A 10,189-nucleotide genomic window follows, 5' to 3' on the forward strand; every position below is an offset into this window, starting at 1 on the left:
CTTTTTGTTTGGTGAAGTGGAAGAGCTCTTTAGCTAATTATTTTGCTTTTGCCTTGATGCTGGTTTTCTTTACTGGCTTTTTGGCAGTTGGGGTTGCTACCTTTGCTTTTGATTTTGCAGGCTGGCGATTAACGGGAACTGCACCCATCTTTTTGGCCGGCGCTGAAATGGCGCTCGACTTATTGGCGCCACTCCAGCTAGGTTCTGAAATCGAGTTAAACGCAGCGCGTAGCTTTTCACCCCAAAGCTGATGAATCATCTGGAAGTAGGGGTTAGATTCATCCATGGTGACGAGCTTATTGGCCTTCAGTGAATTCTTCTCATATACAAGTAAGTCGAGCGGCAGACCTACGGAAATATTACTGTTTAGAGTGGAGTCCATGGAGATCAAGGCGCACTTGGTTGCAAGATTCAATGAGGTATTGAAGTTCAGCACTCTATCCAAAATTGGTTTGCCATACTTGGATTCACCAATCTGGAAGTAACAAGTCTCTGGAGTGGCTTCAATAAAGTTGCCAGCAGAATAGATATTAAATAGGCGGGGTCTTTCACCTTTAACTTGTCCGCCAAAAATCAGATTGCAATTGAAATCGATCCCAGCCTTTTCAAGCGCCTTGTGATCGCGTTCATAAACTTGCTTGACGGCGTCGCCAATAACGACAGCGGCATCATGCGTATTTTCAGCGGTCCAAAGATTCTTGCCATTGAGTAGTTGGCCTTGTAAGAGGATTTCTTTAACGGCTTGAGTGATGGCAAGATTGCCCGCACTCATGAGGGTGAAGAAACGATCCTTTTCTTGGAACAAGGTCATTTTTCTGAAGGTGCCGATTTGGTCTACACCTGCATTTGTTCGGGTGTCCGATAAAAATACAAGACCATCTTTAAGACAAAGCCCAACACAGTACGTCATTCTCTAACCCTCTTCATTATTTCTTGAGATTATCTCTTAAAAATCAGATGGGCTAGCCGAGCTGTTGAATGGAGATATTGGCGCTTAGTTCTTCGCCTCCGCCTCCGGTACGCACCCCTTTTACAGGGGCTGCAGAGTAGTAGTCACGACCCACTGCTAACCTGATGTGACGTGAATCGATGAGGCAGGCATGAGTAATGTCAACGCTAGTCCAGATGCCCTTGTCAATATCGCTGCAGAAATCAATCCAAGCATGACTTGCTAGATTTGGAGACTCTTCCGCAAAGAAATACCCGCTGACATATCGAGCCGGTATTCCAGAGGCTCGACATAGGCTCAACATAATATGGGCATGATCTTGGCAAACACCGGATTTCATAGCAAAAGCTTGCGCGGCAGTTGTAGCGAAATTTGTTTGGCCAGGGGAATACACAATTAAACCTTGAACAGCCTCAGCGAGTTTTAATACTTGATCAACTGAATTTTTCTTTGGAAGACTGTAAGAGAAATATTCCAACATGGCTTCTGTAGGCTCGGTGAGATTGGTCTGCTGCAGAAGATAATATGGGGAAACAGATTTGGGATCATCTATAAATTCAAAAGCATCTTCCGTGTGGACTTCACCCTCAGCCTCAAGCATCATCGAGGTATAGGGAGTCTCTTGAACGAAAACGCTACATACATTTCCAAAGGTATCGATTGAGTTGGATGCCTTAATGGGAGTGCTAATCTTCCACTTATCAATTTGTTGACCTGCGACGGCTGGCGGAGTCAGGCGCAACTCTTGAATAGAGTAGCGTACCGGAGTTTCATAACGGTATTCAGTGCGGTGACGAATCTTTAAGTGCATATATTCTTTGGTGAAGTCTTAAGCAACCGCTAGTGGGATGAGGTACGCATTACTAAATTCATCAGCAATATGATTAATGCGCTCTAGAAATTCTTCAATAAATTCTTCTAAGCCCTGCTCAAACACCTCATCGATATCGGAGTAATCCATGCTGGCTTTGAGTTTGCCAAGTAAGCGTTCAATTTCTTTGGATTGCTGATTCTTTACCTCGGAAATAAGGGGAATGAGTTCATTTACGCAGCATACTAAGGAACGCGGCATTTGTTTATTAAAGATCAGTAGCTCAGCAACTTGTTTTGGGGTTACTTGATCGGAATAAATTTGACGGTAAATCTCAAATGCGGAAACTGAGCGAAGTAATGCAGCCCAGTGGTAAAAATCAAAGAATTCCCCATCGGTACCTTCATCTGAGGATTTATTGGCACCAAGTACCTTTATCGTTGCTTGATCTTCATATTTCGTTTCTAAGATACGGGCAGTATTGTCGGCACGCTCAAGCAATGTTCCAACGCTAATAAAGTAGAAAGCCTCGTTCTTCAGCATCGTGCCATAGAGAACGCCTCTAGAAAGGTGGCAGCGGTGCTTGACCCATTCCAATAGGCGGCTAGGATCAGCTTGATGCCTTGCTTCCAGAATGCGCTGTAACTCAAGCCAAGTCGTATTCTGGGTTTCCCACACCTCCGAAGTGATCTTGCCGCGAATCACGCGTGCGTTTTCACGGGCGGCATATAAGCAGGAAACAATGCTCGAAGGATTGCTGGTTTCATAAATCATGAAATCCAACACATTTTCACGATTAATCACATCATATTTACTGAGGAATGCCTCCTCCAACTTAGAAATCGTGAGTAGCTTTTTCCAGCTTTGTTCCAAAAACTCAGTAGGTTGTGGCAGCAGGGATGTTTGATGATTGACATCAAGCATGCGGGCGGTATTTTCTGCGCGCTCGGTATAGCGAGCCATCCAATAAAGACAATCAGCGGTACGGCTAAGCATGTTTACTCTTTCCTTATTTCTCTAACACCCAGGTGTCTTTAGTTCCACCACCCTGGGAGGAGTTCACTACTAAAGAACCTTCTTTAAGCGCAACCCTAGTCAATCCACCTGGCACCATCTTGATGGTTTTGCCTGAAAGTACAAAGGGTCTTAAATCGATATGCCTTGGTGCAACACCTGACTCCACAAAAGTAGGGCAGGTAGAGAGCGCTAAGGTCGGTTGAGCAATATATTTGTCTGGGTTTGCAATCAGATGCGTTCTAAATTCTTCAATCTCTGCTTTGGTAGATGCTGGGCCCACCAACATGCCATAGCCACCAGCACCATGAGTGAGTTTGACAACTAGCTTATCTAAATTCGCTAAGGTGTATGCCAGATCATCCGTTTTGCGACACTGGAAAGTAGGAACGTTATTGAGGATGGGTTTTTCGCCAAGATAAAACTCAATCATCTCGGGTACGTATGGATAAATTGATTTGTCATCGGCAATGCCGGTGCCAATCGCATTGGCTAAAGTAACGTTACCAGCACGATGGGCAGATAAGAGTCCTGCAACACCCAAGGTTGAATCGGAGCGGAATGCCAGAGGATCTAAGAAGTCATCATCAACGCGACGGTAGATTACATCCACTCGCTCGGGGCCCTGAGTGGTACGCATGAAGACTTGTTCATTTTTAACAAACAGATCTTTGCCTTCAACCAGCTCCACACCCATCTGTTGCGCAAGGTAGCTGTGCTCAAAGTAAGCGGAGTTATACATGCCAGGCGTTAGCACCACCACATTTGGTTTTTTAACGTCATCTGGTTTAACGGATTTAAGGCATTCGAGCAAAAGATCGGGGTAGTGCTCTACAGGGGCAATGCGATACTTCTGAAATAGATCAGGGAAGAGGCGCATCATCATCTTGCGGTCTTCAACCATATAAGACACGCCGGAGGGAACACGTAAGTTATCTTCTAGTACGTAGAACTCGCCTTCACCGGCACGTACGATATCGATCCCAGCAATTTGTGCATAGATGTCACGTGGCACACTGACATTGCGCATCTCAGGGCGATATTGTGCGTTGTTATAAATTTGCTCGGCTGGAACAATTCCTGCTTTGATAATTTCTTCATCGTGATACACGTCATAGATAAAGCGGTTTAGTGCTTTAACGCGTTGGCGTAAACCAGCCTCAAGCTGCTCCCATTCTTTCGCAGTAAAGATGCGGGGCACTTGATCAAAAGGAATAGTTCTCTCTGCGCCAAGATCATCTCCATAAACAGCAAAGGTAATTCCGACTCGCCTAAAGATCAGGTCGGCTTCAGCTCGTTTGAGACCCATCAGGGTGTCGCTTTGCTGTTTTAGCCAATTATGAAAAATTTGGTAGTGGGGACGCGCTTTGCCTGCGGCGTCGAGCATTTCGTCAAAAGGCAATTTCATAGTTATAAAACTAATGCCTTTAAAAGGTCTGAATTGAGGGGTTTGAAGCGGCTTGGTGCTGTATTGCACCATAAAAGTGCATAAATGCTCAGATATTGGCTCTCAGGCCAGTCTAACCCAGTTTTTGGGTGGTTAAGCGTTTAAATCGCCTCTGGCGATTCGACCTTTTTGCACTTCCCACTCACGTTCTTTGGTGGCAGCCCGTTTATCGTGCTGTTTTTTACCTCTGGCCAGGCCAATTTCGCACTTCACATTTCCTTTGGAGAAATGCAGGTTGAGTGGCACTAGCGTGTAGCCTTTTTGCTCAACCTTGCCAATGAGTTTGCGGATTTCAATAGCGTTGAGAAGCAGCTTTCTAGTGCGGGTATTGTCCGGAACGATATGGGTAGAGGCTGAAAGGAGAGGGGTGATATGGCAGCCGATCAGGAATAGCTCCGCCTTACGTATAACGACATACGCTTCCTTGATGTGCACGCGCCCAGCGCGGATAGCTTTTACTTCCCAGCCTTCCAGCACAAGACCTGCCTCAAAGCGCTCCTCTATAAAATAATCAAAGAAGGCTTTTTTGTTATCGACGATACTCATATTTATTTAGCTCTCAAGAACGATTATGGCAGACGTCTACAAGACCGTTTTAATTGGTCAATCAGCCGACCGCATGTACGGCTTAGTGACCGATGTTGCCCGCTATCCGGAGTTTCTGCCATGGTGTGGCGGTGTGGAAATTTTTGAGCAAACTGAGACAGTGCTTGATGCCAAAATCAATATTCATTTCAAGGGCATTACCCAGTACTTTCATACCCGCAACGTAAACCACCGTCCAGAAACGATTGATATGGTCTTTGTAGATGGGCCGTTTAAGCATTTTTCTGGGCAATGGAACTTTACTCCTCTGCGCGAAGATGCCTGTAAGGTCGAGTTCAAGCTCCATTGGGAGTTTAAGAGCGTCATTCTCGATAAGATCATTGGGCCCGTCTTTGGCCACATCGCCGGCACCTTTGTGGATTGTTTTGTAAAGCGTGCAGAGGAGCTGTATGGCTGAGCGCATACTGGATCTGCTACTTTGTGATGCAAGACAGGGGGAGCCACAGTTAACGCCGATCAAGCTCATTTTGGAGGCTGGAGAGGTGGCTACGGTTGGCTGGGCTCTGGTCAAGACTGGAATCGCCTTAGGTCCTGATGACCCTGCTATAGCCAGAAAAGGCTGCTTTGGGGTCTTTGGCAAGCGCAAGGACTGGGATAGCCCGCTTTATACCGGTGATCGCTTGGAGCTATATTCCCCGCTACTCATAGACCCTAAGACCGTTCGGCGTAAAAAGGCCAACCAGAACCAAGATGCCAAATTCCAGGCTGCCGCAGCTAAAAGAAAGGCTAGGAGGCTATAATCGGTTTTTGCGACTAGGGGTTTTGCATGCGACTCATTCAAAAAGCACTCACTTTTGACGATGTGCTCCTCGTACCGGCCTATTCATCGGTACTCCCTCGAGATGCCAGCTTGGCAAGTAAGTTAACTCGAGAAATTTCACTCAATACACCATTGGTGTCTGCAGCTATGGACACTGTGACCGAAGGTCGTTTGGCAATTGCCATGGCCAGCGAAGGTGGTATTGGCATTATTCATAAAAACCTAAAGCCTGCTGAACAAGCGCGTGAAGTGGCGAAAGTAAAGCGCTACGAATCTGGCGTACTACGTGATCCAATTACCATTAGTCCTGATGTCACATTGCGTCAAGTGATTCAGCTTTCTCGTGAACATGGCTTCTCTGGATTTCCAGTTCTCGTAGGCAAAGAGGTGGTTGGCATCATCACTAACCGCGATTTGCGTTTCGAAGAAGACTTAGATGCACCAGTAAAAAGCAAGATGACTCCACGTGAGCGTTTAGTGACTGTTAAAGAAGGTTGCTCATTAGACGAAGCAAAACGTTTAATGAGTCAGCATCGTTTAGAGCGCGTATTGGTTGTGAACGACAAGTTTGAGTTACGTGGCCTGATTACAGTAAAAGATATTCTGAAGGCGACTGAGCATCCGAATGCCTGTAAAGACAGCGAAGGTAAGCTGCGCGTAGGTGCTGCAGTAGGTGTAGGTCCAGATAATGATGAGCGCATTGAATTATTGGTGCGCGCAGGTGTTGATGTGATCGTAGTTGACACTGCGCATGGACATAGCCAAGGCGTATTAGATCGTGTGAAGTGGGTCAAGAAAACTTTCCCTCACGTTCAAGTGATTGGCGGCAATATTGCTACTGGCGATGCTGCTAAAGCATTGGCTGATCATGGTGCCGACGGCGTCAAGGTTGGTATTGGTCCAGGATCAATTTGCACCACTCGTATTGTTGCTGGTGTCGGTGTTCCGCAAATTACTGCGATTGTGAATGTGGCCACTGCACTCAAAGGTACTGGTATTCCATTGATTGCTGATGGTGGCGTACGTTACTCCGGTGATGTTGCAAAAGCATTAGCAGCTGGCGCTAGTTCTGTAATGATGGGTGGTATGTTTGCCGGTACTGAAGAAGCCCCTGGAGAAGTATTCTTATATCAAGGACGTTCATATAAGAGTTATCGCGGTATGGGTTCTTTGGGCGCGATGGCTGATGGTTCTGCTGATCGTTACTTCCAAAGCGACATCGTTGCGAATGCTGAGAAGCTTGTGCCTGAAGGTATTGAGGGTCAAGTGCCTTATAAGGGTAGCGTTTTGGCAATCTTGCACCAATTAACTGGTGGCATTCGCTCTTCCATGGGTTATCTTGGTTGCAAAACGATCGACGAGCTTCATGAGAAAGCGAACTTTGTTGAGATTACCTCTGCTGGTGTGCGTGAATCGCACGTTCATGATGTGAAGATCACTAAAGAAGCGCCAAACTACCATATTGATTAAGACTTAAATAAGATTGCTTCATTCGTGCACGACAAAATACTGATTCTCGACTTTGGTTCACAAGTAACTCAACTCATTGCAAGACGCGTGCGCGATGGACGTGTGTACTCCGAGATCCACCCCTATGATTGCGATCCAGAATTCATTCGCAAGTTCATTCAAGAGCAGGGTGGTAAAGGCATCATTCTTTCTGGTGGACCAAGCTCAGTAACTGAAGAGGGTAGTCCTCGTGCACCCCAAATCGTTTTTGAACTGGGTGTTCCTGTTCTAGGTATTTGCTACGGCATGCAAACGATGGCTACTCAATTGGGTGGTGCGGTTGCGTCTGCCGAGTCTTTGGGTAAGGCACGTGAGTTCGGTTATTCAGAAGTGCGCGCCCATGGCCATACCAATTTACTCAAAGGTATTCAGGATTTCTCGACTAGTGAAGGTCATGGCATTCTGAAAGTGTGGATGAGTCATGGCGACTCCGTTACTACATTGCCGCCATCATTTAAGTTGATGGCCTCGACCGAGTCTTGCCCTATAGCAGGCATGGCTGATGAAGAGCGTCGTTTTTATGCATTCCAGTTTCATCCTGAAGTGACCCACACCATTCAAGGCACGGCAATCATTGAGCGTTTTGTGCATGAGATTTGTCAGTGCAAGCCTGACTGGGTGATGGGCGATTACATCGCGGAAGCTGTAGACAATATTCGCAAGCAAGTTGGGGATGAGGAAGTCATTCTTGGTTTATCTGGTGGCGTTGACTCTAGCGTTGCTGCAGCGTTGATTCACCGCGCCATTGGCGATCAACTGACTTGTGTGTTTGTAGACCATGGCTTGCTTCGTCTAAATGAAGGCGACATGGTGATGGAGATGTTTGCACGCAATTTGGGTGTGAAAGTCATTCGCGTTGATGCCAAAGAAACTTTTATGGGTGAGTTGGCCGGCGTTTCTGATCCAGAAGCTAAGCGCAAGATTATCGGTAAAGAGTTTGTGGAAATTTTCCAAGCTGAATCTGGAAAAATAAAAAACGCCAAATGGCTTGCTCAAGGAACTATTTACCCGGATGTGATTGAGTCTGCTGGTAAAGGTAAGAAGGGCGCACATACTATTAAGAGTCACCATAATGTTGGCGGCTTACCTGAGGACATGCATCTCAAATTACTTGAGCCATTGCGCGAGCTCTTTAAAGATGAAGTTCGCGAGCTCGGCGTTGCATTAGGTTTGCCACGTGAAATGGTGTACCGCCATCCGTTCCCTGGCCCTGGTCTTGGCGTGCGTATTTTGGGTGAAGTAAAGGCTGAGTTTGCGAGCTTGCTTCAACGTGCTGATGCCATCTTCATTGAAGAGTTACGTAATACGATTGATGAAGTCAGTCAAAAATCTTGGTATGACCTCACCAGTCAAGCATTTGCTGTTTTCTTACCAGTGAAGTCTGTGGGTGTGATGGGTGACGGCAGAACGTATGAATATGTTGTAGCACTTAGAGCTGTGCAGACTCAAGACTTTATGACGGCGCATTGGGCTCATTTGCCGCATGAGTTGCTTGGCAAAGTATCAAACCGCATCATCAATGAAGTGCGTGGCATCAATCGAGTCGTATACGACATTAGCGGAAAACCGCCAGCAACGATCGAGTGGGAATAAGGGGCGGGCTAAAACAGCCAACAATTCCTATGCTTGAGTTACGAGCAACCTCACTCGCAATCCTAGCAAGCGTCGATTATCAGGCTAAGGTAAGTCAACTGTTGCAGCTGTTTGATGAATATCAACAGCAGCAGGTGACTCTCGATATTTCTGGTGTACTTAACCCTCAAGACCTCACACTTCCTGGGCGCCCAGCTAAGCCAGAGTTAGTTCTACCAAAGTTAGTTCCCAAAAGAAGAATGGATACGCCCGAAGGTAGGGCGGGTTTGTTGCACTCACTTGCGCATATTGAATTTAATGCCATGAATCTTGCTCTGGATGCAATCTGGCGCTTTCCAAATATGCCTCAGCAGTACTACGAGGACTGGCTTAAGGTTGCTAAAGAAGAGGCGTATCACTTCAGTTTGGTGAATGAACATCTGAAATCACTGGGTTTTACCTATGGTGATTTTCCGGCTCACAATAGTTTGTGGGAGATGGTTGAAAGAACAACTGATTCAGTCATTGCTAGGATGGCGCTTGTGCCCAGAACCATGGAAGCAAGAGGGTTGGATGCCGTACCGATGATTCGAGATCGTTTTAAGCAAATTAAAGAGGCAAGGGCGGTTGAGATATTAGAGATTATTCTCAATGATGAAATCGGCCATGTTCTGATTGGTAATCGTTGGTTTAATTTCTTGTGTACACAGGATCATCTTTCGCCGATTGCTACTTACCGAGAGTTGGCTGAAAAATATCGCGCACCTGTTTTAAAGGGGCCATTCAATATAGAGGCTCGTCAGCGAGCTGGATTTACAAGTGAAGAGTTAACTCTTCTGGGGGCATCGTAAATGAGTGTGAAGGTATTAAGCCTCATTCCCCCAATGACTCAGCTTAATACGCCATATCCTTCTACGGCCTATCTCACGGGATTTTTGAGGTCACGCGGAGTAGATGCCGTCCAAGAGGATTTAGCTCTGGCACTGGTACTCAGTTTTTTTACGCCCGAAGGCCTAGCCAAAATTCACGGGGAAGCCCTACTGGTTCCGGAGGAAAGTCGTAGTGCTAGCGTCAATTTTTTCTTAGACTACTTTGCGAGCTACCAATCTACTATCTCATCAGTGATTAGTTTCTTGCAGGGTCGTGATGGCACTCTCAGTCACCGTATTAACTCGCGTGCGTTTTTGCCTGAAGGACCACGCTTCGCGTCTTTGGATGCTTTTGATGATGAAGATGGCGACTCATTGGCTTGGGCTTTTGGAGCTCTAGGATCACATGATCGAGCACGTCATTTAGCAACCTTGTATCTCAATGATTTATCGGATGTGCTGCGCGATGCCGTTGATGATCGTTTTGAGTTTGTCCGTTATGCGGAATCACTAGCAAGTAGTCAGCCTACGTTCACGCCTTTAGCTGATGCACTGAATGCTAACCCGACGCTAATGGATTTGCATTTGCAAGAACTTGCAAGTAAGGCTATTGAGGACCATCAGCCCAGCCTAGTGCTTTTATCCGTACCGT

General features: G+C 46.4%; 10 protein-coding genes and 1 pseudogene. 6 read left to right on the forward strand and 5 right to left on the reverse strand.

Going from position 1 to position 10,189, the window contains the following annotated elements; genetic code table 11:
* Window positions 1–37: 37 nt before the first annotated feature.
* The 5 genes from ICN23_RS07110 to smpB all read right to left on the reverse strand — a co-directional run bounded on the left by ICN23_RS07110 (window position 38) and on the right by smpB (window position 4,767).
* Window positions 38–910: a peptidase gene (locus ICN23_RS07110; protein ID WP_216231497.1), complete on the reverse strand. Its 873-nt coding sequence runs from the start codon at window positions 908–910 to the stop codon at window positions 38–40.
* Between the two features lie 52 nt (window positions 911–962).
* A complete protein-coding gene (locus tag ICN23_RS07115) occupies window positions 963–1,760 on the reverse strand; it encodes a transglutaminase family protein (protein WP_216231498.1) in 798 nt (265 codons plus the stop codon).
* Window positions 1,761–1,778: 18 nt separating this feature from the next.
* Window positions 1,779–2,756, reverse strand: coding sequence for an alpha-E domain-containing protein (locus ICN23_RS07120; protein ID WP_216231499.1), 978 nt, complete (start codon window positions 2,754–2,756; stop codon window positions 1,779–1,781).
* 13 nt (window positions 2,757–2,769) lie between these two features.
* A complete protein-coding gene (locus tag ICN23_RS07125; RefSeq protein ID WP_216231500.1) occupies window positions 2,770–4,182 on the reverse strand; it encodes a circularly permuted type 2 ATP-grasp protein in 1,413 nt (470 codons plus the stop codon).
* Between the two features lie 132 nt (window positions 4,183–4,314).
* Window positions 4,315–4,767, reverse strand: a complete 453-nt coding sequence (gene smpB / locus ICN23_RS07130; RefSeq protein WP_068321829.1) for an SsrA-binding protein SmpB — start codon at window positions 4,765–4,767, stop codon at window positions 4,315–4,317.
* Between the two features lie 25 nt (window positions 4,768–4,792).
* On the opposite strand from smpB, the gene ICN23_RS07135 reads away from it, so the two are divergent.
* From ICN23_RS07135 to ICN23_RS07160, 6 genes and pseudogenes are all read left to right on the forward strand, one after another.
* On the forward strand, window positions 4,793–5,224 hold the full coding sequence (locus tag ICN23_RS07135; RefSeq protein ID WP_216231501.1) for a type II toxin-antitoxin system RatA family toxin: 432 nt from the start codon (window positions 4,793–4,795) through the stop codon (window positions 5,222–5,224).
* Window positions 5,217–5,567 carry an RnfH family protein gene (locus ICN23_RS07140; protein WP_216231502.1) on the forward strand — a complete coding sequence of 117 codons (351 nt, stop codon included), beginning with the start codon at window positions 5,217–5,219 and terminating at the stop codon, window positions 5,565–5,567. The genes ICN23_RS07135 and ICN23_RS07140 overlap by 8 nt, the downstream gene beginning before the upstream one ends.
* Before the next feature lie 26 nt (window positions 5,568–5,593).
* The gene (gene guaB, locus ICN23_RS07145; RefSeq protein WP_216231503.1) at window positions 5,594–7,057 is read left to right on the forward strand and encodes an IMP dehydrogenase; all 1,464 of its coding nucleotides are present in this window, start codon (window positions 5,594–5,596) and stop codon (window positions 7,055–7,057) included.
* A 24-nt stretch (window positions 7,058–7,081) separates the two neighbouring features.
* Complete coding sequence (guaA, locus tag ICN23_RS07150) at window positions 7,082–8,689, forward strand: glutamine-hydrolyzing GMP synthase (protein WP_216231504.1); 1,608 nt, start codon at window positions 7,082–7,084, stop codon at window positions 8,687–8,689.
* Window positions 8,690–8,718: 29 nt separating this feature from the next.
* On the forward strand, window positions 8,719–9,519 hold the full coding sequence (locus ICN23_RS07155) for a ferritin-like domain-containing protein (RefSeq protein ID WP_216231505.1): 801 nt from the start codon (window positions 8,719–8,721) through the stop codon (window positions 9,517–9,519).
* A gap of 33 nt (window positions 9,520–9,552) precedes the next feature.
* Window positions 9,553–10,189, forward strand: a pseudogene (locus tag ICN23_RS07160) (radical SAM protein); the annotation flags it as partial.

This window comes from Polynucleobacter sp. MWH-Jannik1A5, from assembly GCF_018881795.1.
In the GTDB taxonomy this organism is placed as follows: Bacteria; Pseudomonadota; Gammaproteobacteria; order Burkholderiales; family Burkholderiaceae; genus Polynucleobacter.

Excerpts from the sequence above, each read along its gene's own strand:
- ICN23_RS07135 (WP_216231501.1), top strand. The coding sequence starts at position 4,793 with ATGGCAGACGTCTACAAGACCGTTTTAATTGGTCAATCAGCCGACCGC.
- ICN23_RS07155 (WP_216231505.1), top strand. The coding sequence starts at position 8,719 with ATGCTTGAGTTACGAGCAACCTCACTCGCAATCCTAGCAAGCGTCGAT.
- ICN23_RS07115 (WP_216231498.1), bottom strand. The coding sequence starts at position 1,760 with ATGCACTTAAAGATTCGTCACCGCACTGAATACCGTTATGAAACTCCG.
- ICN23_RS07110 (WP_216231497.1), bottom strand. The coding sequence starts at position 910 with ATGACGTACTGTGTTGGGCTTTGTCTTAAAGATGGTCTTGTATTTTTA.
- ICN23_RS07140 (WP_216231502.1), top strand. The coding sequence starts at position 5,217 with ATGGCTGAGCGCATACTGGATCTGCTACTTTGTGATGCAAGACAGGGG.
- ICN23_RS07125 (WP_216231500.1), bottom strand. The coding sequence starts at position 4,182 with ATGAAATTGCCTTTTGACGAAATGCTCGACGCCGCAGGCAAAGCGCGT.
- smpB (WP_068321829.1), bottom strand. The coding sequence starts at position 4,767 with ATGAGTATCGTCGATAACAAAAAAGCCTTCTTTGATTATTTTATAGAG.
- guaB (WP_216231503.1), top strand. The coding sequence starts at position 5,594 with ATGCGACTCATTCAAAAAGCACTCACTTTTGACGATGTGCTCCTCGTA.
- ICN23_RS07120 (WP_216231499.1), bottom strand. The coding sequence starts at position 2,756 with ATGCTTAGCCGTACCGCTGATTGTCTTTATTGGATGGCTCGCTATACC.